Origin of the sequence: Paenibacillus sp. GCM10023252 (assembly GCF_042653305.1) — a bacterium.
In the GTDB taxonomy this organism is placed as follows: domain Bacteria; phylum Bacillota; class Bacilli; order Paenibacillales; family Paenibacillaceae; genus Pristimantibacillus.
Genome location: NZ_JBHSHW010000024.1, coordinates 1 through 26829, shown reverse-complemented (window position 1 = coordinate 26829; position 26829 = coordinate 1). Strand labels below are relative to the sequence as shown.

Here is a 26829-nt window from a genome sequence, read left to right as displayed (position 1 = left end):
GCATCGTGCATGCCCGTGCATGCCCGTGCATGCCTGATCCTGATCCTGATCCTGATCCGTGCATGTCATCTTCTAGACCGCCGTATAGCCGCCATCGACAAGCAGTGTCGTGCCGGTAATGAAGGATGCATCCTCGCTGGCGAGGAACAGCACCGCCTTCGCCACTTCCTCTGGCCTGCCAAGGCGGCCCATCGGATGAAGCCCTACTAGATGCTGTGTAATCGCCTCGGTCCTTCCTTCGATAAGCGGGGTATCGATGTACCCTGGACAGATGGCATTCACCCGAATACCCTTCGCTGCATAATCTGCACCCAGTGACTGGGTAAGCAGCTTCACGCCACCCTTCGCCGAGGCGTAGGCTGTTACTCTGGCCTTGCCGACGTGGCTGTGGATCGAGCCGCAATTCACGATGACCCCGCCGCCCTCTTGCTTCAGCATCTGCTGAATTGCGTACTTATCGCATAGGAAGACGCCCGTCAGATTTATATCGATCGTCCGCTGCCACCCTTCCAGACTGAGTTCAGCGGCGGGTCCGTCCTTCGCAATGCCTGCGTTCGCGAATAGAATATCCAGCTTGCCATACTTCTCCACCGTCTGATCTATCATCCGAATCACTTGCTGTTCATTCGCTACATCTGTCTTCACATACAAGGTGTCATATCCATCCTTGTTCATCTCATCTGACACTTGCTGCCCATGATCGGCATAATCGGCTATGACGACCTTCGCACCTTCCTCGGCGAACAATCGCACGGTCGACTCCCCAATTCCGCTCGCTCCCCCAGTAACGATAACGACCTTCGCTTCGAATCTCAAGGCAGTCGACTCCTTTCAAGTAATGACGCTTATGTTCGACTTGGTTAATATTTGCAGAGGAATAAGATTTTATCACTCCCTAGCTAGGGGCGAATTGATACGTGTTTTTGCCCTTTGCTTTTGCGAAGTATAAGGCATTATCTGCACTTTTCAGTACGGCTTTTAACCTACTGCTGCCGCCTGGAGCATACAGGGCAATCCCTATACTGACGGATAAGTAGAACCCTTCCAGTGGAATCTCCCAAGAAGATAGGCGAGAGAGCAAATTCTCCGCATGCTTACTTAGTTCTTCTTGTCCAATCCGATTATTAATTAGGTTAATGACGAATTCATCGCCGCCTAATCTAACGGCAAACCCATCCTGCTGCTGAACGAAGTCCTCGAGCTTGACAGCAACTTCCTTCAATACAAGATCTCCAGATTCATGTCCGTAGTTGTCATTTATACTCTTAAATCCATCCAGATCAAGGAAGAATAAAGCACCGCCGGATGCCACATTTTCTTCGAAATATTTATATAGAAATTGCCGATTATAAAGTCCGGTTAACGAGTCTCTGTAAGCGAGCCGCTCTAGGTCTAAGTAATAAGAGAACATTTTAGCAATTCTTTGGAGCATGAGTGTACTCTTTTGGGTCATCATCGCAGCATGAGTATGGACGGCGCACAGCGTGCCGAATGTCTCACCGTTAGAGAGAGTAATAGGAACCCCAAGGTAGGAATTGATATTCGCGCCAATTAGAGCTTGTCTCAGATCATCCAATTCTGTTTCTTTACTCATATCCTCGAAGATTAAGGGAGCATTATTGGCGAAGTCGATTTTGTTGCATACCGTATCATTGAGATTAATGACCATTCCTTCGTTAATATGAATGCTAGGGTTCGACTCAGAGAGCTTCACAATAATTTGTTTGTTTTTAGTGATTGAGGTTATATAGATTAGCCTGTCGGGCAGGAATTCTTTCGCCATGGCTAGTATATCTCTTGCAATTTCATCGAAATTTTTGTAAATCTGCATCTCATTTACGGATATGACTGGCATGGTAACCACGCTCCCACAGGTGTTGATTCACTCCCTTTTTTTATTCGACATAATCTAACAATTAACCTCCTTTTTACCCCTTTGCCCAATAAGAAAAGCCGAGCAAATGACAGGAAACACTCCTGGATCTGCTCGGCTTCAAGTTGACCAACCTTCACTATCGATCAAACGCGTAATTCGTGCCGTGGAACTCGATCTGAATCTGGCTGACAGAGGACAAGTCGATGCCTGGATTGTCATCCGGGTCGATTGAGATATGCCAAGTCGTGAATGGACCGAGTGCCGCATACTCATTGGTCGTTCCCCCATCGGATTGCTCGACCCCGAAGTTCGCTTCCTCCATAATCTCCTGTGTCTTCGTATGGTAGATGAAGATTTTGTTCACGGGCTCATGCTTGAATGTGTATACATCCTGCGCGCTGCTAACCATCTGCTCCTTCCCCGTATGCGTGATCCGAATGGTAACGGTATCGTCCGCTGCAGCTGGGTGTATACCCGTCATCCATACACGGACATTCTGCACTCGCACGTTGGCCATCCCTGCAAAAACAGGATGATCGACTGGAATTCGGATCATAAGCTGCTTCAAGTCCTTGAACAGTTCCACCTGCTCAGCAGGAACGTCGATGATTTTACCCCGTTGGTTGTCATGCGGCGGGAATCGGTCATGATTCGTCCCAAAGTTCTCGACCGCCTGCTGATATTTGCCGAGAATCGTGTTCATCGCGCCAACTAATGCGGTATGGTTCAGCTCGGGAAGGGATCTCCCCGCGTATACTTCGCTCGTTAGGCTCTGGTCGGACAGCGCCCAGAACCGATAGGCACGCGAGGTTAAGTCCAGCATTTCCATCACTTGATTACGGGCGGCGTAATACAGCTCTGAGATTAAGGTGACAAGATCTGGCAGGTCGGGACTCATTGCATCAAGTGTATCCTCATTGAGTGCAGCAGTTCGAGCATTCGCCGAATCGATGATCTGCAGATTTTTATACAGGAGCAGCACGATTGCATTATAAGTAAGGATCTGATTATTGCGTTCCTGTACCTTATCGATGTAGGCACGGAATGCCGTCTTCAGATCATCCAGGCTCTGAGGAAATTGGTCATAGAAGTCATTAAAAAATTGTTCAACGTCCTGCTCCGCGGCCACCAGCTTGGCTGCACCAGGGTCGTCGGGAGCCAGCGTCCCGTTATCCAGCGCTTGGAATCCTTCCTGAAGCGTATCGATACTCGCCTTGACCGATTTCAACTGACGAACGATATATGACTTGCGTACCGGCTCCCCCTTATCGTCAGTCACCTCCATCGTTCCTTGATAGAGGAACTGGCTCGCCTCGTTCAGGATCATGAGCTTGGACTCGGGGGCGAACGCAAGCGAGGTAAGCGATTGAAAGATCGTGTCGAAGTTAAAGTCAAAGTGCACCCGGATCTGTTCCTTCAGTTCCTCAATCTTATCTTCCAACGTTCGCTTCAAGGATGGCAGCTCCGCCTGATAGCCGTCAATGATTCTGGCCGTCTTCACAGCCTGACTTCTTAATGTCGTTAATTGAGCTTCAGCCGTTGCGATCAGACTGGCCTGTCTGTCCCGCGCACGCTTAATCTTATCGATATGAGCGGTATTCGCGGCAAGAGCTTGGAAGTACTCGGCATAATCGGCTTCCAATAATCCGAAGTTCGTAATCAGCTCATTCAGCAAGTTATTGTAGAAGTGGAATGAGCCCAGCGGAACGTCGCTGTTGTCATAGCCGAACATATCCTGCCCCTGTCTAAGCTGGTACAGGTAGCGTACCGCTTCATCGTGAATCGCGCGCAATTGACCGATCGCTCCGATGGCCCCGATCGCTGCCTCATGGCTGTTGTAATAGGCAGCGAGCGATGAATCATCCTTCGCTGCAACGAACGTTGCCGTACGTTCCTGCAGGCGCAGCAGCAAAGTGAGTACATCTCGGACCCCCTGCGGCTTAGCAACGGGGTCGAGACTCCAGTACATAAGCTTGATCTTCTCTAGCAATCGCTTGCATTGACTCGGATGGACGAGCAGATAGGACTGCTCCGCTTGCCTCGGAAGCTTGGCTAAGAAGTCCGTCAGATCTGCATGGGCAGCCAGATCGGCAGGCGTTTGAAATAATAGTTGGTTAAGTGTGCCCGGTTGTCCGGCGATTCCGTTGCCCTCATTCGTTCGACCATCACCATGTACCCCATACGCACCTGCTGTGCAATCTACGTTAGCGGTTAACGAGCTGTCGTATCCCGTTGCCAAGGCTTGCAAGGTTAACGCAGCCAGGTTCAAGGATTGAAGATAAGCTTCATCTGTCTGGGCTTCTGCTGCGTCATGCAGCATGGACACTAACGCCGTTAAGCTTGGGTCGGGCGGAAGGGCAGCGATTAATTCTCTCAGCATCGCTTGCTTCGCACTGAGCTCATGAAGGTTCAGCGTCTCCTTCATCTGCGCCTGCCATCTCAGATAAGGAGATGCTGCTGCAAGGAGGACATGACCGCCATCTCCACCATCGCCGCCCTTGCCTCCTGCTGTCAGATCGGTGCCGGATTGTCCGGCTCCGCCATTCCCGCCGCTTGCTTGAATCTTGTAAGCGGGCTGTCCTATCGGCGTCTGCTCGATATATAGAAGCAGGTTCCCGCCCGCTTCCCCGTTGTTGCCCGCCATGCCAGGGGCAGTTGGATTCTCATTCACAATATCGATTGGAAGGCCGGCAGACCCGGATAGATCGAGACAGCCCTCTCCGCTCACCGTTAGAGAGTGCGTCGACAGAACGCCGCTGTTCGCCTTGAATCTACCTGACAACAGTATGTTCTCCGCGTAGATCGATAGGAATGGCGTACTCGCATAATGGTCACCGAAGTCGGTTCCCGCTCCGATTGCCAAGCTGTCATCGACACTAATAATGACCGTATTCCCGCCGACTTGCACACGTTGGAAGCTCTCCAATGATTGCGACAGTAACGTCTCCGATGGGTCGGCTGCCCGAATGTGTTCCTTCATACACGTGCTCCTGTCGAGAAGTCATGCTCCCGCTGTGCCTGGAGCTTCGCCTCTGCTTCTGCTCTCTCCTTCGAGGTGTCTTTTCTGTCCTTCTCATTCCTCTTCCTGTCTTGCTCAGCTTCCGATTTTGCTTGTTCCGCTTCCTGCTGCTCCTGAACGAGGTGACCAATTTGTTGACTCAGCGCCTGCTGCTGCTTTTGAAGATCAGGGTCATTCGGCTTTTCCTTCAGCTTCTCGTTTATTCTCTCTAACTCAATCCCCTTGGCACTTGCCTCCATACTCGTCTCCGTCACGGTTGTCTGCGCAGCAGCAAGGCGGGACCCGATATCTGAGCTGGTCTGCTCGAGCCAATGCATCTTCTTCTCGAGCAGTGTGCTCTTCAATGCGGAGCGCAGATAGGAATCGGTCTCTGTCGACGGCTCGGATAGCCGCTTATACCTCGGTTCTACTACGATTGCATCTAATAGACTGTCCATGCCTTCTCTGCCAATTTCCTTGAGCGTCGGCAAGTAGCTGTCTGACCCGGCAGCCGCAGCCGCGGTGAATTCCTCCAGCTTCCTGCGCATACGCTCATTGAACGCTTCAGTAGACAATTCGTCTACTATAAGCCCAAGCTCCCGTTCGAACGGATGCTCAGCCGCATGCAAGGCGTCCGAGACGTACGCGTTCACTTCCTGATCGATGAGCTCAGCTGCGTAATTCCAATCGAGCTCACGATCAATCGTCTGTGTGAAGGCCACATAGTCGTGAAGCTCCTTAACCAGCTCCTCCTTGGGCTGCAGGTTAGGATTAGACGTCTCGAAGGATTGGTTATAGATCAGATCATCGATCGTATAGACCGCTCTCGTCTTGCGGGTGGTCCCATCCAGCAGGAAGGTTGCCCGCCCAAGCGGTGCAAGGAGTGAGATCGGCGTACCTTGTGACCCGGATAGAACGAGATTGATGCTCTTGAAGTCCCGCACGGACGTCGCCTTGAAGGCGCCATAGATCGTCGTCTCGAACAACGCATTGCCTATTGCGCGATTATAGCTGGCATCTTCAGACGAGAAGTACAATTCACGCAGCTTGGAGTCATTCTTGAACACGTCAGGCGCAAGGGAGCAAGCGAGCTCATAGATCCGAGAGTGAATGGAATCAGGGCTGTCGTCATAGGTAAGATCGATTCCTTCCAGCGGACGTGTGGTGCTGAACAGGAACATGGACCGAAGCTCACTTGCTTTCGCTTCTACCCATGCCGGCTTCTTGCCAGGTTCGTATTCGAAGTATCGAATGGTCTCGTTAGGATCGACTGATGAATCCTGATATTGGGTAACTTCTGGGAAGCTCGTATCGACCGGCCCTTCTTCTTCCATCGACAGGTAGATCGCTTGCTTGCCGGTTATCTTCCCATCCGGGCTGTCAGTCCCGCGACCTGTCCATCGATTCAGCCAGTCATTCTGCAGGCTGGTCCAGATCGTACGGCCTGCATTCTCTAGCTGCGGCTTCGAATTCCGATAGCCTACGAATCGGTACAGGGGACTTCCCGAGTCCAAGGTGAATGAATACTTGCTGAGTAGGTTGGGCTGTTCTTGGAATACTCTCTTGGCTGCCTTGAAGGTAGCGTCGTATCGCGCGGGTATCAGCAACTTGGGCATATTAAGCCTCCTCTTCGAATGGGTTGTGCTTCTTGGCTTCTTGGCTACTTTTCTCTTGGCTACTTGGCTGTTACCTTGCCTACGATAAGGAAATCATGCGGCGTCTGAACACCTGTAGTAGTGTCTAGTTCAATAACCGTCTGTCCAGGAGACACCAGGTTCGTCGTATTGAAGAAGTTCAGACCCGCGAACGCGATCTGAATCGCAGGAATCGTTAGGACCATATCGTTGGAGTAGTAGGACGGGTAGTCCTCTCTGCAATGATTCAGGCTCTCCCAGAAGCTGCAGCTGTGACTCTTGATCGTAATGGCATAATCCTGCCGGTCAACCGACAGCTCGCCGCCGATTACATCTTCCTTCGTTAAGGTTAATGCTGCTGACTTGTGCATTTCAATGGTGAGGTCCACCTTTCCCCAATTGCCTCCGTTAGAGCCCAGTGTGTATTCACTCCAGCTTGAAGTCGCCTTCCCCTCCCACTGCAAGGAGAGCTGGCTGTCCTTAATGGTTAACGTTAAGGGATAATCATTCAGATTGATTTGAAGGCCGTCATAGCTATGTCCGCCGAAGATGTAGGTACCTGAATCGCCATCCGAGATGACCGATACATCTTTTTTCAACGTAACGGATATCCCGTCTGATGGTGCATTGAAGGTCACGTTATAACCGCTATTCGTTAGCTGGGCTTGAAGATATGCCTTCGTTATGAGGGCATGGGATAATATAATACTAGCCGTCTGGCCTTCCGGTATCGGGAATTGGGAGCTGCCGCTGGGCTGGAAGGACGGGGTGGCGTCTCCTGGGGGATTACCGCTCTCCGCCGTCTGAATATAGAGGCTGAGCACGCCATCCGTATTATCATCATCAGCTGCGGAATGGAATACGAAGGACTTTGGAGTTAATAGGGTGGTGCCTGTGTCAGGGACGATGTTGTTCACGGTGGCTAAGGCATAATCAATCTCGTCCACCTCCGTCTGAAAATATTGCGTGAGCACAGGAAGAAAATAAGTAACCAACGGGTCCTTATCCTTGGGGTCCGGATCGGGGATCAGCTTGTAAGCCGCCCCTTTCTCATTCTTAAAATGAATGATGACATGATTGTCGTGGACCTTGCCGTCGCTGAACGTAATGAGGTTGTCCGCCTCCACAACTTCACCGGTGTCTCCATTCATGGCAGCCAGAGGCACAATGGCTTCAATGCTATAGACTCCGCCAGGGATCGATACCTTCCTTGCTTGGCTGCTGCCCTTAGGCGATACTGAATAAGAGCTGTCATTCACGATCGGCATCGTTAAGGTCGTGAATCCAGATCGTCCACTCGTGAATGCGAGCTTAGGGGAGTCGAACTGGATATCGTATGTAATCGTGAAGGCTTCACCGGTCAGCGGATCCTCGCGGTCTGTACTAAGTTGAACATGCTTGGCAAGCTTGTTCGCTTCATACTGGGTCTTAAGAAATTGATTAAGCTGGATGATCGTGTAGGAGCAGATGACATCCCACTTGTTGGTGGAGGGCATGCCTTTCATTTGACTCAACAGATCGGATAATGGGGGGTAGCTCACGTTATTCCTCCTATAAAATTGATGGCCTATACAATCAATGTTATATGTACGTGAGGGGGGGATGGGGTATGCCTATATAAGTTATTCGACTTTCAATTGTATGCATCGGACAGCTCCAATCTGTTCCGCACGATTCGAGCAATAGCAGATTGAAGGTTGGGTGCAAAGGTTTTATACTAAGTTCAATTGCTTTATAAGAGGGTCGGTGAGTTTTTGTCAAAAACCACATATTATTCACAAAAAGCTTTGTTTACCATTGGAAATATAAGCTTTTTGACCGTACAGCGCCCCCAGGGACATCATATTTCTTTTTCCGAGGGCAGAACTCAGCATTCGTTCATCTATACGTTCAGCGGTTCCATGTGCTATAGCTTTATTGACCCTGCCACCCACAATATCCATGCCGCGGCGGGGGAATTCGTATTTATTCCATCGGGAACCAAGCACACCAGTACCTATCTGGATTCGGATAATGAGGTTGGAATTGCACAATTTGATCTTATAGACGGGGAGCTGCCCCATTACCTTACTGCACCAACTCGGATTGAAATAGATCAAGCGGAAGAGATCTTTTCTTCCTATCGTACGGACCTGGATGCCGGAGCTGGCAATCATCCGATGTATCATCTATACCGGATGTATGAATTACTGTGGCATATCTCGAAGCAGGTGCAGAAGGTCCCCTATAAGTATAAGAAGCTGCAAAGCGCGCTTAAGGAAATGAATCTGCATTATGCCGACCATCGTAAGATCGTCTATTACGCAGACCTTAGCGGGATGAGTGAACCCGGATTTCGTCGGCTTTTTACCGAATATACCGGGTTGTCTCCCATCGAATACCGGAATCGGATCCGATTGCAGGAAGCCAAAAAGCTGCTTCGCAGCGGGGAATACCGCGTGGACGAAGCAGCCGAAGCCGTAGGCTTTACCAATCTCTCTTTTTTCTGCCGATCCTACAAGCAGCTCTTAGGACATAGCCCGGGGAAAGACACTTAACGTGATGCAGCAATCATTACCTCATGTTGATTAAACTTTTATCTGCAAGTAAGATAGGCGAATCATACACGGGGATATTCTTAAAGGTATACGTGTCCCCTTCTCTACTCCACTCTTCTGCAGGTATGTCGTAAACGCCACCCGTAATCATATCCACCCATACAGGAGTATCCAGCTTAGCATTGGCAAACCGGAATTCCCGAGCCTTAAACTCATAATCCTCTACTGGTGTAGCATCATCATTCCAGATGGCATATAGCTGCATCTGCGTAGCTCTGTTGAAGTAGCCATAGACCGAGATACTTCTGTCTGTATTATAGGAATATGCTGGGCTTGATCCTGCAGAGCCAATATTGTGGAGATGTTTCAGCGTTTTAATCCTCTCAAGGGTATGGTCGAAAACCGACGTTACATGTTGGATGGCATAATAAGCAATCTTAGGCCTTACAGCTGAATTATCCGAAGCCGACTCAATTATTCCCTTCGTATTCTTTCTACGGATTGGTCCATTACCTGAATAATTCATGTCAATCATACTGAATACGCTGCACTCAATATCGTTTCCAAGGTTCTCAAGCATTCTTCTTATATTCCACTTCGCTTGCGTGAATTCACACCAGTTATGGTCGCCAATGGCTCCACCTGCACCGCCTATGGAAGGGGCACCATTCTCCCCTTGTCTCATTATCATGCCGGGAGCATATCGATCTACGATCTGTCTCATCTTGTATACGACCAGCTTATTGGCATCCGGATTATAGACGTAGTCGTGATACGTTACATTGTGGAATAACCCAGTCGCATTCTTCTCGCTTAAGAATTTGAAGAATCGTTCTACATATTCCAGATCGATATGTCCCAGGGCGAGAGCAGAGATTCTAGCGTCAGGTTGAATTCCTCTAATAATCCGAGCTGTTCGTATATTGAAGTCGCCAGTAATCTCAGGAGTATTAACCACGTTGTCCGCGAAGTTGGGTTCATTCCATACTTCCCAGTCCTTCACTTTATCCTTATATCTTGTAACCATTGCAGCGACCCACTTCTCATAAGCAGCCAGTGCTGATTCTGATAGTGGCATCCCCGCTCCTAGATTCTCACCGCCGCCGCCTGGATAGATCGGATTGCCATATCCGGTCTGCAGCCACGGCTTGAAGCCTCTCTCAACCGCATCATCAATAATGTTATCCAACCAAGTCCAATCGTAGATGCCTTGTACCTTCTCAGTCTTGGCCCATCCGCCTTGCATACGAAGAACCTTAATACCCAGCGGAGCAATATATTCTTTGTACTGATGATAATCCGCATAATCACGATCTAAGGTCTCACACCCAATCATCCAATTGGAGGATTCGATCTCATCCGTACGTCTCGGCTGTACAGAACCGATATAAGGAAGATCAACCTTCAGGTCGGGCTTCCTCATACTGAACCCCTCTATGTTGTCTGTTGTCCTGGGGCTAACATAATAATTCTTGTCCGATTTAATCTCTGTCACTTCCATGTCCTCCCTCACCGTATCACCATCATCTCAGGCTGCCACACTAGCTCTAACGTCAAGTGTACAGAGATAACCTGCAGCAGACAATGACAGATTCAATCTCTTTTTGTACGATTCGAGCATTCGTAGGGTTTGGGTGAGGTACTAGTGAACAGGACCTATACAGTTCATGAGATTAATCGGTCGAGTGTGGAAGAGGCTCCCATATTGTCCCCGGCACTTCTTTCATCCCATACAATAGATGTTGACTGACGTTGAATCGTGAACGCGCTGCGAGCAATGGGTTCTTACTACATTCTATCCTTGCCTTCTACCTCCAGATGCCAGCCCATCAACGATTTTAGTACAACTGTCCCGTGATTAACCGCGAACAGTCTCATACCCCTGCTCTCTAATTTGGGGTAGATCCGGCTCGTCATAACCGCTCTTCCGTCATTAATAAAAATTTCAATTGATGAGGAGTCAAGAAAAACATGCAGCTGCAAGATTCCCTTGTTAACCTCATCGAACGGCACGAGACAGCTGGAGCTGGATGTATCGCCTTCGCCGGAACGGCTGCGATCCAGAGTCAGCCTTCCATTCGATTTATTATAGGTAAGCAATGTTTCCTCCTGTCCGTCAGCCGAACAGCGGATACCAATACCTAACTGCTCCGCAGTCGTTTGCTCCAGATCAAGTTCAATCAGGATTTCCGCACATAGCTGAGTGTGAACGGAATCTGCTAAGGATAACCCGTCCTTAGTCGTTTGAAGCTCACTCAGCTGCCATGAACTTCCCCTCAGCAGCTGCAGCTCGGCAACAGGATGTATGCGAAGAATGCCATCCTCGAGCATCGTAAGCTCCCTTGGCAAAGCCATGCAACCCGTCCACCCGTACCGCGCGGAAGGCTCTGATGCTCCCCACATATCCATCCAGCCGATTACGATTCTGCGACCGTCTCCAGCTCTCAAGGTCTGTGCCGCATAATAATCGGTACCATAATCCAGATCCATCCATCCACGTTCCGTAAACGAGGCATCCTCCAGTCTGCACTCTCCCATTATGACGATATTGCAGTTTTTGCGATCCCCCATATCCATCGGTGAGAGAACCAGCAGCGCTTGCTCTCCAAGGAAGAACAGATCCGGACATTCCCACATGCTTCCCTTCGACCCATCGCTCTCAAGAAGCGTACCCTTGTACGACCACTCCATCAAATCGGTCGAGCGGTAAAGCACGACTTTACCTATTCCGTCCTTCTCGGTACCTACCACCATGTACCACTCATCGCCCGAACGCCACACCTTGGGATCACGAAACTCCTGAGAGCCTTCCGCAGGCGGAGCCGCGATGACCGGATTAGCGGCTGCCTTGTCAAAATGAAGTCCATCCTGGCTCATTGCTACACATTGTACCTGCTTGGGACTGCGATCTGGGGCATGTCCCGTATAGATAAGCTTCAGCATGCCCTCATGCTCCACGGCACTCCCGGAGAAGCAGCCGCCTTCGTCATACGGCTCGCTTGGCGCCAGAGCAATCGGGAGATGCTTCCAATGAATCAGATCCTCGCTGCGCGCATGCCCCCAATGCATCGGGCCCCACTTCGTACTGTAAGGATGATGCTGATAAAATAAATGATAAGCGCCTTTATAATAAATTAATCCGTTCGGATCATTAATCCAGTTGGCAGGCGCCGTAAAATGGTACTTCGGCCGATAAGGATCCTGCTGTCCTTGCAGCTCCGCTGCAGCAGCAAATACCGCGTTATTGGCTATAGCGACGGCCTCATCATGTCGTTGCTTATTGTTATCCATTGTTGTCGTCATCCTCCTGTTTCATGGCCCTTATTTGCCGGCTCCTTTCAATGTGGAAGGGGGCAGCGGCACCCTAATTGATACAGTCGTTCCGATTCCTGGTCGGCTGAAAATAAAGACTCCGCTGTCCTCGCCATACTGAATTCGGATCCTCTCGTCGACATTACGTATGCCATAGCCGGATGCGTTCTCGTTCTCTTCGCTCCCTGCTTGCAGCAGCTTATTCTGAACCGCTAGCGTCATTCCGATTCCGTTATCAATTATCTTGAATACGGCATACTGTCTCTCCCGAACTGCCATAACCCGAATATGAACCCGTTCTTCGAACCAGGCATGCTTCAACACATTTTCCACAAAAGGCTGCAAAATCAATTTAGGAATTCGCAGCTCGAGCAGGTCCGAATCGATGTCATAATTTACGCTAAACCGATCCGCATATTTGATTTGTTGAATATCGATGTACGCCTTTACCTGTTGAACTTCCTTGCTCAGACTGATGAGCGTATTGCCCTCGTTCAGCGTTAATCTGTAAAACCGGGCCAGGCCCGAAACCATCTTCGTTAATTTGGAGATATCACCCATATTGGCAAGGCTGTTAATCGATGATAGCGTATTATACAGAAAATGCGGATTAATCTGAGCCTGCAGCGCGTTTAACTCGGCCTCTTTCTTCTGGATGCTGCGCAGATATACCTCGGAAATAAGTTCTTCGATATGACTCGCCATACGGTTAAAGGAGGTTGCAATTAAACCGAATTCATCTCGTGCCTGAACTTGAATGCGTTTATCAAAGCTGCCGTTCTGGAAATGATGAATGCGGGTCACGATCCGCTTCACCCTGAGCGAGAAGTATCGGGCAACGACCAGTCCAATTAAGGCCATAGCCAGGAAGCTCAATGAACAGACAATCAGCATCAAATTGCGAATACGGACCGCATCCTTCTTCAAGTCGGTTGTAGGCACGAGCGCCTCAAGCTTCCAGTTTGTGTGAGGCAGATCCTCATGAATGCGAAGGAGCGGGGCGTTCAATAATTGACTCGTCAGCTCCGGAGCTTGATCATATATCGTTTGTCCGTTCGTTTTGCTTATGACCCTTACGACCGTGCCTTCCGTTATTTTGAAGGATTGTACCGATTGGAATAAATCGGCCAGTGAGATCGTCAACCTCAAATATCCGATTTGGCGTTTATAATCATAGAATGATATCAGTTTTCGGAGCAGCGAAATATTGCCGAACTTAACATCTGCCTCGACCTGTCGCCATATATTGTCTTCATTCTTGTAGATTATGCTTCTATACCAGTCTTTGGCTGTAATTCGCTTCATGCTAAGGATGCTGAACGACTTCTCATTTATTTGTTCTGACGCCTTGTCATACACTTCTTTGAGCATGTCATTGTTGGTATACACGAAGATACGCAGGTTATTGACAGAGAGTGAGGTCGTTGTCTCTAATGCCGGCAATATCCCCGTTAAGGTCACATCAAGCACATTATAGGAATCATCCCTTACCTGCAGCTGCTCCTGAAAAGTAGTGCTGCTGAACAATTGATCGCCGATGCGGTCCAAATCGCGAATATTATAGGATACATTATCACGAATTTGCTGCAGCGTGCGCGTCATATTAATTTGGGTGGATTCCGTCTTGGAATTGATTAGGCTGCTGTAAGAGAAGGCACCAATCAAAATATCCGTAGCCATGACAAGCAGCAAATAAGGAATCATGACGCGGTAAGCAAATGGAAAATAAGATGTTGTCCACAAACGATCTTTCACTAGTTTTCTCCGCCTCATATATGACGCAGCTTTCGATAATCCGATGGAGTCATCCCGTAATACTCCTTGAACTGTCGATTGAAATAAATGATGTTCTTATAACCGATGCGCTCAGTAATTTCATAAATTTTATTGGCCGGATCAAGCAGCAATTCGGAGGCACGCTCCAATCGCTGGCGTATCAGAAACTCGCTAAATCTCTCTCCGGTCTCCTCTTTGAACATAAACCCCAAGTAATTGGGAGAGAAAGCGAATACAGTCGCAACATCACGCAGCGTAATCTTCTGTTCAATATTTGCTTTCACATAGCTCTTGATCAAATTAATCGTCTTGCGATCCTGCTTTTGCTTCTTGCTGAACAGCTTCTCCGACAATTCAAATAACCGTCGGCGCAGCCAGGATTGAATGTCGTCGATCGTCTCGAATTGAAAGAGAATATCAAGATGCTTATAGTCCCAATGCAGCAGCTCATATAAATTCTCACCTACCTTGCGAAATTGCTCGCCTAGCTTGGTGATGAGATGAATGACAAAATGATAGACCGTTACCCGGGACTCCAATCCGATGATGAAACCGAACAGTTCCTGCAATTGATCATCGGTTCCCACCAAATCATACTCCGACATGGCGATGAATAAAGACTCGACCTTAAGCTCCAGGTCTAGTGCTTCAGACGGCACATGGCCCTTCACGCTCTCCTCCTCAATTATTCTGCTCTTGCCAAGAAACATCTTGTAGCTAAGCAGCTTTCCGGCGGTTTGATAGATTTGTGGCAAAGCTTCAACTTCTGCTGCAAATCCTCCAAGCGCGATGGTTAGCGTGACAGGAGTTAAGCGCTTTACGTCATCAATCATTTGATTTAATGCATCCATTAATAAGGCTCGATTGCCCTGCAACGGCATGAGGACGACAAAGCGATTGGCCGATGGCTTAATCAGCATCCCGAGTTGATGATCGTTAACCGCATCCTCTACAATGCAGATAATTCGAGTCATCATCTCTTCCTTTTGCTCCATGGGAAGACGGTTGAGCTTCCACTCCAGATCATCGATCTCCATATAAGCAAGCGTGAATCCGCATCCGTCATGAGCTTGCGTGAAGGAAGCATGGATGAGCGCCTCTGCTTCCTCGCGCTGCTGAACCGATGCTCCCTCCAACCACTGTATAATGAGTTCATTCTTTAACAACGGCACCGCTTTTGCCCATTGCTGCTGCTCATTATTACGCTGACTCGTTTCATGCAATTGTACGATAGCTTGCTCCAGCAGCTCCAGCAGCTCCGAATCATCGAATGGCTTGAGCACGTAGCCAAGGGCGTTCATATGGAGCGCCTGTTTGGCGTATTCGAACTCCTCATGGCCGCTAATAAATATAATTTTAACTTCGGGAAGCAGCTCCTTGACTTTGCGTGCAAGCTCTAGCCCTGACATAATTGGCATATTAATATCGGTAAGAAGAATATCAACAGGCTGCTCCTTCAGCTTATTGAAAGCCTTAAACCCGCTATTGGCTTGAAACGCTACCTCAAGCCCCAAATCCTTCCAAGGAATGCGTCGCTGAAGCCACTGCAAATCAATACTTTCATCATCCACCAGCATGACTTTGTAAACCATCTATCTCACCTCGAGTCATACGAATAAGGGTATACTTGTAGGACAAGTATACCCTATCGTTTATGGAATTTGAACGGCTGCCAAGCTTGACTTATTTGATGCCCTGCTGCTTCTTGTTCTCTGCCCACACTTGGTTCTGATACTCCAGCACTTTATCGAAGCCTGCTTTGTTAACTTCGTTCTTGTACGTTTCAAACTCGGAATCAAAAGTTGCATCATCCTTGGCGTAGAACAGTTTGGTATGTGCCTTCAATGCAATCTGATTAATCTGCTGAGAAGCTACGCCCGCTTCGGAGTTCGGATCCATTCCCAACAGGCCGTTGAATTGATCGCCATTAATGTCTTTGGCAACAAATTGACCATAGAATTTGGAAGCTTTGCTGTCCCATGCTTCTTTGGATGGATCTTGAGCTGTCTTTGCATCAAGAATGACAGTGTTATTCCATGACCCGATCGGACGGAAATTAAATAATTTCATATCTTGTTTTTCTTGATCTGTAATCGTCTTCGCTTTCTCATTGTCGATCGGAGCACCGTTGGCATCTACTTCGTCATACAGCAATCCTGGAGGTCCGTAGTTCATAATTCGCTGGCCTTCTTTGCTTGCAAACCAATCCAGAAATTCGAAGATACGTTCCGGATCTTTAGCGGAGGTTGTAATGACATCCAAGTTCCAACCAAGCGTTCCAACGGTTCCGTTCTTCACTTTACTTACATCCACGCCTGCTTTATGGATAAGCGGGATAGCATCATAACCATTCTCGCCTAACAGATTGTTCGCTTCCTTACCGTTACCAACGGCATCGTTGATCGCCATAATCGCGATACGGCCCGTGTTGATTTTTTCCTTGAACTGTTCGGCTTTTTGAGTAAACGTGTCTTGGGAGAGGAGCTTCTCACGGAATAATTTATTAAGGAATTGCCACGTTTCTTTGTAAGCAGGATCCTCGAATTGCGATTCAATCTTGCCGCTCTCCATATTGGCGCGTCCGCCTCCAACCACGCTTGAAGCTGGAGCTGCCGTACGATAGTCACCCATACCTGCGTAAATGTAATCAATCAGCATCGGAGCGCCATTTGTTACATTGCCTGTATCAATCGGAACGATATTCGGATATTTAGCCTTAACTTGCTTGAGGAAAGCAAAGAGATCATCAAAGGTTTCCAGCTTCGGCTGGCCAAGCTCTTTATACACCTTGCGGTTTACAAGCCATCCGTTACCTAGAGTTTGGCTAGGGTTGCGGGTACTGTTGGCCCAGTTCGGAAGACCGTAGATTTTACCATCGGGTGACCGAAGCGCATTCAAGGTTTCCGGGTCGAGCAGTTCCTTAAAAGTAGGATATTTATTCAAATAATCATCAAGGGCGACCAGCTTGCCGTTCTCGACCAAGCTTTTGAATTCTTTGGACCCGCGATCTAGCTGGATAACATCCGGATATTGTTCGCCAGCGACCATCGTGCCGAACTTCTGCTGAGCGTTACCGCCGGAGGAAATCTCATCAATTTTAACTTTTTTCGTATCGATCAACCATTTTGTCGTAGGATCATTGCCATATCCAACTGGCGCATACCAGTCATAGTTGACATAGAAACTGAATTTCAATTCTTCCTTGCCAAGTGTCGGATATTCGCCCTCTTTAATCGTTACCGGAGCATTGTTAGTTCCTTCAGTGCTGTTATTCGTGGTATTCCCTTCATTCGTCGTTGCCGGCTTCGGATCATTGTTCTTGTTCCCAGTGTTGTTGCTGCATGCACTGAGTGCCATTGTCGTGGCAGCCATGGCCGCCAGCAGAGCAATCCCCATTCTTTTTCTAGTCATTGTCTGTGAAACCCCTCTCCATAATTGGATGATTTATTTAAAAGTGTACACTTTTAAATCAATAGTTGGCGAAATCCGTATTTACTCTTTGACGGATCCGATGAGCACGCCTTTTACGAAGAACTTCTGCAAAAAGGGATAAACCAGAATGATTGGCAGTGTTGCCGCGATTAACGTCGCCATCTGAAGCGACCGCGATGTTACGCTGCCCACCCCTGAGGATACCCCAGACAATGCAGCCATCTGCGCTGTAGCAGCATTGGAATTAACCAGGTTCATCACGTACGTTTGAATGGGAATCCATTTCTCCGTCGTCAAGTAAATGCCTGCGTTGAACCAGTCATTCCATAGAAACACCGCATGGAACAAGGAGATTGCAGCAAGAACCGGACCCGAGAGCGGTGCATAGATTTTGAACAAAATCCCGAAATGGTTGGCGCCGTCAAGCTTGGCTGATTCTTCAAGCGCTATCGGAAGCTCCTTAAAGAAGGAGCGGAAGACAATCATATTAAAGACGCTGATCGTAAACGGGACAAACAGGACGAAAAATGTATTAACCAAATGCAGCTCTTTTATGACCAGATAGGTCGGGATAAGCCCTCCTCCAAAATACATCGTGACGACGGTCATCGTCATGTAGATTTTTTTGCCGACCAAATCCCGCTTTGACATCGCATAGGCGAACATGGCGGTGAGGAACATCGAGCTGCAGACCCCCGCAACGACACGTCCAACGGTCGTTAACAGCGACTTAAAGAACTGATGATTATGAATGACGACTTCGTAATTATCGAGTGTAAACTGGCGAGGCCAGAACGTTAACCCGCCTCTGGAGCTGTCCAAACCATTATTAAATGAAATGACGACCGTATTCCAGAAGGGGTAAAAGGTAGCAAACATGAGCAGCGTGAGCAGAATATAAATAACGACACTCATGATGCGATCTTCTATGCTTGAATGAATCGAGCTGTTCACTTGCATCAACTGCCTTTCTTTCATCTGTGATTCCACCCTAAAACAACGATTCTTGGCGGAACTTGCCAGCCAGATAGTTGGCTCCAAGCAGCAAGCCGATATTGATCACGGATTTAAACAACCCTACCGCTGCTGCATAAGAATATTGACTAAATCCTTTAAAAGCGGATTGATACACGTACGTATCGATAACGGTGGAATAATCCGATACAATCGCATTGTTCAGGTTATTGGTAAGAACCAGAATGTCCTCAAAGCCTGCATTAAGCAAATTCCCTACCGCCAGAATGAGAAAAATCGTAATGACCGGAGCAATGATTGGCAGTGTAACCAGAAAAATTTGCTTGAACCGGCTCGCTCCGTCCACAGAAGCCGCTTCATAAAGCTGTGGGTTTATGCCAGCAATAGCTGCCAAATAAACGATAGAACCAAACCCGATTTCCTTCCATACGCTTGTGCCAATTAAGATTCCCCAGAAATACTCAGGGATGGACAACCAATTAACCGGTTCATCAATCAGGTTCAGCTTGACCAATAGCATATTAACACTTCCTCCATCAACGGCCAGCAGCGACATAACAAATCCGCCAACTATGACCCAAGAGAGGAAATGAGGCAAATACGTAATCGTCTGCACCACTCGCTTGAACCCCATGTGATTCACTTCATTCAGCATGAGCGCCAATACAATCGGCGCGGGAAACGCAATAAGTAGCTTCAACAAGCTAATACAAATCGTATTACGCAGAATCAACGCCAAATCCGGGTTGTCAAGGAATCGAATAAAATGCTTGAACCCGACGAAAGGACTCCCGAAATAGCCTTTAAACGGATTATAGTCTTGAAAAGCAGACACTAACCCAAACATTGGAAAATAGTTGAATATGAGGATAAGCGCAATAGCCGGAAAAACCATAAGCTGCAAATCCCACTGCACGCTCATCTTCTTCCAGAGACTCCGGTGCCTTTTCTTCAATGTACTGGTTTTCGTACGGGCTGTCGTTAGCTCTGATGCTGTCATGCAATCTACCGCCTTCTCGTTTCTTTCTTGTAACTCTATTCTATCCAGTCGGCCATGAAGCTGGTATTGAGAGAAACAACGAAATGTAATACTTAATTAACGCAAACCTAAACGATCACTTATATACAGGGTGTAATCAGGGTCAGCATAGTTTTGCGAAGAGTGATGGACTAAAGGCATGATGAAGTCTGCATCCAACATCCTTGATTATGCCGCTAGGCGATACTGTGTTGTACCTTCCTCTATTTGGTATAGAATCAATCCTACATATAAAAAAAGGATAGAGATTCAGAAATATTCTGAATACTCTATCCTTTATTGCTTTTCACTGCTGTTCCATTATGCTGCTAATGGTTATTCGGTGAACGAGAGCAAATTATAGATCGCTTGCACCGTCTCCGCACGCGTTACGGCCGCTTTCGGGGAGAATAGCCCTTTCGAACCTCCTTTTAAGAGGCCTAGCGCTTTGGCTGCTAATACCTCATGATTTGCCCATTCGGAGACCGTATACTGATCCGCAAAACCGGATGCAGCTTGCTCTGTGGTCAATAAACTATTATTGTAGGTCACCGCACGAATCAAAATGACAGCCATTTCTTCACGGGTAATGTCAGCACCCGGAGCAAACTCATTAGAAGTCCGTCCGTTAATGATGCCTGCTTCATAAGCAGCTGCAGCATAAGCGGCATAATACGCGTTCGGATCAACATCCTTGAACGGCACAGATTCGGAAGCTTTCAGCCCAAGCGCTCTGGCTAAAATGGTAATAAATTCAGCACGACTAATTGGACGCTTCGGACTAAATTGTTCGTTCGTCACGCCAGTTATAACATGCTTGGCAGCAAGCACCTGAACAGCTCGATATGCCCAGTGCTCTGGCTTTACATCATTAAACTCCTGTTTCAGCTCGAACAGACCATACACACCGGCTTCTTCGCCGAATGCTTGCATGACTCCCGCCTTTGAATCTAGTTTGCCACCGATATAATCCCATTTCCCTGTCTCTTTGTTGAGATGGTACACTCCAAGCAATTGAGAATCAAAGGTTTGATCGACGGCAAAAGTAACGGATAACTCTCCATTCATTGTCTCTGCCGCACTTATAGTACCGTCTGCATGCGCCACAACAGCGGATAGGCCATACGCTGCTCCCGCATAATAGAGCGAATCAGCAGCTGGTTTAGCAGCTGTATACAGCTCAATCCGAAGCTGAATTTCCCCTTGCTGACTCGACTGCAGCTTCACTAATTGCTCGAGTATGGAGGAAGGGAACAGGATGGTATGATTGCCAACCTTCACCTCAACGGACTGTCCAGATAACAATGGAAGCACGCTTTGCGGAATTGCCAGTATCGTTGCCCCTTTCCTCAGAGTAACGGTCTGGATTCCGTCCTTCTCCTTATCTAGCATGGAGGGAGTCAGTAATTGTTTATTGTCTGTATGCCCGTCCGTGCTGCTACCTTCTCCGGTATTTCCACTGCTTGGAGCTGCTAACGTTTTTACATTGTTGCTTAATCCGTCTACGCTCAGGTTGCCCGATGGATCAGCCGCCACCACTCTAATGGTGTACGCTGTGTCTGGCATCAGACCGGTTACTTGATATGAATAGACGCTGGATGCTACAGTCGCTGCTGCTGTGCCATTCACTTGAATGTGATAGGACTGTATTCCGTTCTGGTCCTCGGCAGGCGGCCAGCTTACGTTCAGATGTGTCTGCTCGATATTCGATGCAGCAAGCTCACTATTGGCTGGCCATTTCGGCGCTTCTGTATCTCCAATTACGAGTGCTGCCCCCTCTGATTCATTACCGGCAGCATCTTTGGCAACAACAGCATAATGATAGATCGCGTTTGGATCAGCGGTTGAAATGCTGTACCAGGTATCGGTAGTTGTTCCGACAAGCTCGCTGTTGAGATAAATGTCATAGGCGATGACACCGATGTTGTCGAAGGAATCCTTCCACGCTAATACCTCAGAGTCATCATCGAGTCTGTCCTCTTGCAAATCACCAGGAACGGTAGGCGGTAGCATATCTGATTCCGTAGCCACGGTAACGGTTGAACCTGCTGAGTAATTCCCCGCTTGATCCTTTGCTTTCACGATGAAATGATACTGTTGTCCCGGAAGCAAGCCTTTAATAAAGAAAGAGCTTCCCTTGGTACTGCCGATGCGATCTGGCCCATTATAAATTTCATAGCCAGTAATCCCTACATTATCACTCGCTTGATTCCATGAAAGAGCTGCTGTAGTTGCAGTCTTAACCGTAACGCTCGGGTTACCCGGCGCCGTTGGCGGTTCCATATCTGCCAGAGCCAGCGTCGCTCCCTGCATCCATAGGGTCGAACCCCAATGATCCCAACCTAGCACATATTTAATCGTCAACGTTTGCCCGTCGGTTGCTGCCTTGTAATTCAACGTGACAACGCGCGTTGTTGCTCCGCCTGTGTTCTCGATTTTAGTCGGACTATGTTCATTGCCGCTCGAGAAATTCGGCGCGCTCCCATCGCTGAGGGAAGCAGTCAGCTCGCCTCTCGCACCCATTGCGCCTAAATAAATTTTAAGCGTTCGCGCCGTTCGATCTGCTGGAACCGTAAACTGAAATCCCATTCCTTGCTTCGAATTGTCACCTACACTCTTGAGCGCAGTTGTAGTCTCCGTTGCTGACAATTGCGCATCGCCATCGGTCCAAGACGCTTTATGCGTCCCCCACCAATCCCCCTGGTAGGAGGAGAAGCTAGGTGCGCCAACTGGCGCAATCGAAGAGATCAGCGAAGCGGCTTGCGCTTTCTTCGTTACGCTCGAAGCGTCACTTAGTCCCCAATGGACCCAATCCAGCGTACCCTCGGCTGTGAAGTTCGCTTTCTCGCTAGGCGTCACAGTGGCATCCAGCACACCGGCACCACTGCTTTGTGGCTCGGATAGCGCTGCTGCTTGTAGACGAAGACCACCGTCCCAGTGAACATATACGAGATCGAATACGACGGTTAAGGTCTGGCCAGGTGAAGCCGCGCTATACGACAGCTCAATCTCCCGATCCGTAATCCAGGCCGAATTATCGAGCTCGACCGTATACGGTGCCGCGCTGTTATCGCTAAGCGTTGCGGTCAGTTTGCCTTTCATGCCTTTGACTCCCAAGTAAAGCTTCAGCACTTTCTTGGTTAAATCTGCAGGAACGGTAATCTGAAACTTATCATCCTTTGTCTTAATGACTGCTGCCGACTTCACATTCGAAGCCGACGCTTGCACACCGCCACCATCCGCCCACGAAATACCAGTCGATAAATCCGTATCTTGCACGACAACACCATTGCCTATCACTTGCTTGGATATTAAAGGAGCTGCTGCTTGCTTGCGATCCTCACTTGCAGCTGATTCTCTGCCCCAATATGCCCAATCGAGGCTGCCCTCGCTTGTTAAATCGACCGCCTGTGGAGCCTCGTTGCTTGCACCAGTCAGAAGCCCCGAAGTTTGAGGCGCATCCTTTGGCGTGAGAGCTGGCAATGGCGCCGGCAGAATTGAAGGTACCTTGCTGCTGTTCGTAAGCACCGTAACCGAGTTCGGAGGTACAACATACTGGCCACTCAAGAGTTGTGCCCAGCTTGTCGTAGATATCGCATAGCCGGCTTCTGTGATTTGATGCTCTTTAATTACTTGATTTGAATGATTACCATTTACAAAATCGCCTTCTAACAGCTGTGCTTCATCACTTCTATTAACGATGGCAAGTGACTGCGTTTTTCCATTCTTAACCGCAAAAACGGCAATTTTTTTCTCGTCCGAGCTCTCTGACGATACACGACTGCCAATCAAATAATTGTTAAACAGCTGATATACATGAGCAGGTGTGCGCAAATTATTATTGTCATCCGTTTTGCCATACACACCGTCTCGTTCATTCCAGGCATTAAAGCCGTCCACACCATTATCATGACCGTAGATGAGACCCAATGCATCGAAGACGGCCCCTTTTTCATTCCGCATTCTAGGGTCATCATTCGTCCACGACCAGCTTATATTAAATTCATTGGCGAATATGGGAATATGCCTATCCGTCACTTCCTCATCGACAATTTGACGAATATCCTTCGTGTGCTTGGCAAAGGTTCCGATCGCCGGTTCAGAAGGATTATAAACCCGATTGTAGATCTGTTGGTTCGACTCTCCCATATCACCGCTAGCGTAGAAGTGGTAGCTCAAGAAGTCGATGGTTCCTTCATTTTTCGTACCCTGCACAAACCTTCTCACTTGGTCATATAAATCGCCGCGAGCAAAGGCCAGACCTCCCGTCTTGATTGAAGAATCTACCGCTTTCATTGCCTTGGCGGCTTTGTTATAGATTGTAATCAACTCATCGAGCTTGTCCGGCAAGCCTGCATTGCGAAGCTGAACGTAATATAGGTCATCTCTTTCGTTCGTTGGCTCCCAATAGGTAACATGATGGCTGTACGTCACATTTATTATACGAACAAGCTCCGCACAAAATGCTGCATAATTGTCGAATTCCGACGGATCCAGCAGCGTTACCACCGTTTTCCCATTGCTGTCCTTGACATCGTAGGTCTTCATCCAACTCGGAAACCCTGGAATATCCATCAGGAATTGAGCATCGTTGGCCTGATATCCGGATAATGCATCATTGATTTTTTCGGCATCCCAGGTTTTATTCGCGATATCAAGCCAACCGCGATTATCGTTAGGGTCTTTAGAGTCTTTCATAAACTCCCAACCATGAATACGTATGAATCCGGGATTCATATAGGCCATATTTTGATTATAGCCGCTGCTGCTTGAAACGTTTGGATCGAAGATTTTGAAAGCATTTAATCCGAAGCTATAAGGTGTGGTTTGGGACTCAATCTCATTCCAATCTACTTGGATAGGAAGCGCCGGATCGCTTGAAGCGGCCCCATAAGCATTTGAATGGTTAATCGGTATACAAAAACTAGTTAGAACGAGTACAGCTCCGAGCAGCGTGGATATCCACTGTTTCCATTTCGTCATGTTAATCCCCCGTCATTTTTGCAAAATGTAATGGCTTCAGCTTATTGCTTCTTCCCGATGCACAAAGAAACAACTCACTCCTAACACTATAAAAAATGATAGAGCGCTTTCATATTCAGTTCAGCAACGAATTCTAATACTTTATCAACGCTCTCTCATTGCTTATCCCATCTACCTCCTAAACTCTGGATATTTGAATGAACCATCATTGATTTTGTATTGCTTTTCGTTGATGACAGCAATAGCAGGCAGAAGGCTGCCATCATATAGTTAATCTCGAAAGCGCTTCACAAAAGCGTTTTCAAACTAAATCTGAGGAGGCTTATAATGATTAATCGAACACCACGCTTTAAAAGAAGGGCCATTTCACTATGTTTATCGCTCACCTTATTATTATCCGTCGTCTTCGTCCCCTCAACCTCATTCGCTGCATCTGTATCAGGGAGCTTGAACTGGAGCAGCTCCACAGGCAAGAGCGCCGGCAATCTTAGCTATGGCATGAATATATACAAAGCATTCGAAGGTTCTTCTATCGCCGCAGACGCCAACTACAAAACAAATGTTGCTTACATGAACAACGGCATCCTCCGTTACCATCGTGCAGACCAAATGGCAGAATCGCGTTCTGGATATCCGGGCTTTAGCACGGGGGGCTGGGTATTGAACCCGGGGTCGTCTTCCTATGCATGGGACTTCACCAAAATCGATCCCATTTTCTCCAACACCTTCACTCATGCTCCCGTGAGAATGGTCAATTTTGCAAACTGGCCTTCTTATATGGATGACGGCACAGGCAAGCTGAAAACGACCATGTATGATGCGTATGCCGCCTTCTGTGCTTCGCTGGTCAATTATTTAAACAATGTGAAGCATTACAATATCCAATATTGGGAGGTCTTCAATGAATTGGAGAACGGTCCTTCCGGGCCATACTCCAGCAATATGGGAGAGCTTGCGGTTATTTACAACAAAGTGGCTGACGCACTTAAAGCGACGGATAGCAGCATTAAAGTCGGGGGACCTGCATTTGCAAGAGCGGATATCACAGCTCAAGTCGATGCTTTTCTGGCGGGAAGCCATGCTAAGCTGGACTTTGTCTCCTATCATTCCTACGCTTCGGGCAATACCGCCTGCGGGGCGACACCGCTCAACAATCAGCAGCTCTTTGATGCCGCGGACATCGGCTGGGTAACTAACTCCGTTAAGACGGAGATCGCCAAGTATACCTCCCGCAACATCGAGACATTCCATGATGAATATAACATCAGCTGGTGCCCGCCCGACGGCCGAATGAATAATGAGATCGGGATGGTCTTCGATTCTCTGGCATTGATATCCATGGCTAAGGCAGGTGTAACCGGTTCTATGGCCTGGAATGAAGCTGACGGCTATTATGGCAAGCTGGAGGGGTGGTCTCCGTTCAACAAACGCCCATCGGCAAATCTATTTAATATTTTCAACAGCGACATGAAAGGGGACATCGTAACCTCTTCCGTCAGTGATGCTTCCAAAATTGCCATCATGGCGGTTAAATCCGGATCCTGGAGAAAAATCGCAATTGTTAATCGTTCAGAAGCCGATCAAACCGTACAATTATCCATATCCGGCGCATCGCCGAACGTAACCTCAAGCACGTCCTATACCGCGAAGCAGGTGCTGTCATGGGGAGTTAATTATTCTTCTGTGACGCATGGAACATTAACCGGAAGTGCAGGATATTCGGTCGCTGCCAATTCGGTCACGGTGCTCGTGCTGGACGAAGGAAGTCTAAGCAACTCGAATAAGGTACTGAATAACAGCCTCGAAACCAATTCCAACTGGGGCTATTACTATGGCATTCGAGCTGCCAGCAACGCAAGAACCGGCACTTATTCCGCACAAGTCGGGAACGGTGCTTACACGTATCAGACGATAACGGGCCTTAGTCCGAATACGACCTATACACTTAAGGGTTGGGGCAAGAAGCAGGCCAGCGGGAATACCGGCTATATCTATGCAAGCAATTATGGCGGCTCGCAGATTAATGTCGCCATAACCGGTACAAGTTACGCGCAGTATACGTTGACGTTCACAACAGGTCCAAGCTCAACGAGCGCAGATATCGGCGTTTGGCAGAACAGTGGAACAGGACTCACGTGGGCGGATGATTTCGAGCTTTACTAAAATGATGCTTTAAACGCAGGCTTTCTCTATAACAAACTAAAAGCAGCCGTCGGCTGCTTCAGATTGTAGAGAAACCCACCGTTTATTCAGAACGGTGGGTTTCTCTTTCTGTTTTCGTCCTCTTA

Annotated in this window: 15 protein-coding genes; 2 read left to right on the top strand and 13 right to left on the bottom strand. The window is 48.2% G+C overall.

The window, feature by feature from the left end; genetic code table 11:
* Positions 1-72: 72 nt before the first annotated feature.
* The 5 genes from ACFO9Q_RS14740 to ACFO9Q_RS14720 all read right to left on the bottom strand — a co-directional run bounded on the left by ACFO9Q_RS14740 (position 73) and on the right by ACFO9Q_RS14720 (position 8049).
* On the bottom strand, positions 73-816 hold the full coding sequence (locus ACFO9Q_RS14740) for an SDR family NAD(P)-dependent oxidoreductase (protein ID WP_379183331.1): 744 nt from the start codon (positions 814-816) through the stop codon (positions 73-75).
* A gap of 79 nt (positions 817-895) precedes the next feature.
* On the bottom strand, positions 896-1855 hold the full coding sequence (locus tag ACFO9Q_RS14735; protein ID WP_379183329.1) for a diguanylate cyclase domain-containing protein: 960 nt from the start codon (positions 1853-1855) through the stop codon (positions 896-898).
* A gap of 157 nt (positions 1856-2012) precedes the next feature.
* Positions 2013-4856, bottom strand: a complete 2844-nt coding sequence (locus ACFO9Q_RS14730; RefSeq protein WP_379183327.1) for a hypothetical protein — start codon at positions 4854-4856, stop codon at positions 2013-2015.
* Positions 4853-6490, bottom strand: coding sequence for a hypothetical protein (locus ACFO9Q_RS14725; RefSeq protein WP_379183325.1), 1638 nt, complete (start codon positions 6488-6490; stop codon positions 4853-4855). Before ACFO9Q_RS14725 ends, ACFO9Q_RS14730 begins: the two co-directional genes overlap by 4 nt.
* Positions 6491-6549: 59 nt before the next feature.
* On the bottom strand, positions 6550-8049 hold the full coding sequence (locus ACFO9Q_RS14720) for a hypothetical protein (protein WP_379183323.1): 1500 nt from the start codon (positions 8047-8049) through the stop codon (positions 6550-6552).
* Positions 8050-8262: 213 nt separating this feature from the next.
* On the opposite strand from ACFO9Q_RS14720, the gene ACFO9Q_RS14715 reads away from it, so the two are divergent.
* The gene (locus ACFO9Q_RS14715; RefSeq protein WP_379183321.1) at positions 8263-9045 is read left to right on the top strand and encodes a helix-turn-helix transcriptional regulator; all 783 of its coding nucleotides are present in this window, start codon (positions 8263-8265) and stop codon (positions 9043-9045) included.
* Positions 9046-9061: 16 nt separating this feature from the next.
* On the opposite strand, the gene ACFO9Q_RS14710 is transcribed toward ACFO9Q_RS14715, so the two are convergent.
* The 8 genes from ACFO9Q_RS14710 to ACFO9Q_RS14675 all read right to left on the bottom strand — a co-directional run bounded on the left by ACFO9Q_RS14710 (position 9062) and on the right by ACFO9Q_RS14675 (position 24541).
* Complete coding sequence (locus ACFO9Q_RS14710) at positions 9062-10546, bottom strand: hypothetical protein (RefSeq protein ID WP_379183339.1); 1485 nt, start codon at positions 10544-10546, stop codon at positions 9062-9064.
* Between the two features lie 287 nt (positions 10547-10833).
* Positions 10834-12336, bottom strand: a complete 1503-nt coding sequence (locus ACFO9Q_RS14705) for a glycoside hydrolase family 32 protein (RefSeq protein WP_379183319.1) — start codon at positions 12334-12336, stop codon at positions 10834-10836.
* 30 nt (positions 12337-12366) lie between these two features.
* Entirely contained in the window at positions 12367-14112 is a 1746-nt protein-coding gene (locus tag ACFO9Q_RS14700) for a sensor histidine kinase (RefSeq protein ID WP_379183317.1), read from the bottom strand.
* Between the two features lie 14 nt (positions 14113-14126).
* Positions 14127-15725, bottom strand: a complete 1599-nt coding sequence (locus tag ACFO9Q_RS14695) for a response regulator (protein ID WP_379183315.1) — start codon at positions 15723-15725, stop codon at positions 14127-14129.
* A gap of 91 nt (positions 15726-15816) precedes the next feature.
* On the bottom strand, positions 15817-17544 hold the full coding sequence (locus ACFO9Q_RS14690) for an extracellular solute-binding protein (protein ID WP_379183313.1): 1728 nt from the start codon (positions 17542-17544) through the stop codon (positions 15817-15819).
* A gap of 81 nt (positions 17545-17625) precedes the next feature.
* Positions 17626-18543 (bottom strand): carbohydrate ABC transporter permease, encoded by a 918-nt coding sequence (locus tag ACFO9Q_RS14685; RefSeq protein ID WP_379183311.1) that lies wholly within the window; start codon positions 18541-18543, stop codon positions 17626-17628.
* A gap of 13 nt (positions 18544-18556) precedes the next feature.
* On the bottom strand, positions 18557-19540 hold the full coding sequence (locus ACFO9Q_RS14680) for an ABC transporter permease (RefSeq protein ID WP_379183309.1): 984 nt from the start codon (positions 19538-19540) through the stop codon (positions 18557-18559).
* Positions 19541-19894: 354 nt separating this feature from the next.
* Positions 19895-24541 (bottom strand): S-layer homology domain-containing protein, encoded by a 4647-nt coding sequence (locus tag ACFO9Q_RS14675; RefSeq protein WP_379183307.1) that lies wholly within the window; start codon positions 24539-24541, stop codon positions 19895-19897.
* Between the two features lie 660 nt (positions 24542-25201).
* On the opposite strand from ACFO9Q_RS14675, the gene ACFO9Q_RS14670 reads away from it, so the two are divergent.
* The gene (locus ACFO9Q_RS14670; RefSeq protein ID WP_379183305.1) at positions 25202-26704 is read left to right on the top strand and encodes a GH39 family glycosyl hydrolase; all 1503 of its coding nucleotides are present in this window, start codon (positions 25202-25204) and stop codon (positions 26702-26704) included.
* Positions 26705-26829: the final 125 nt, after the last annotated feature.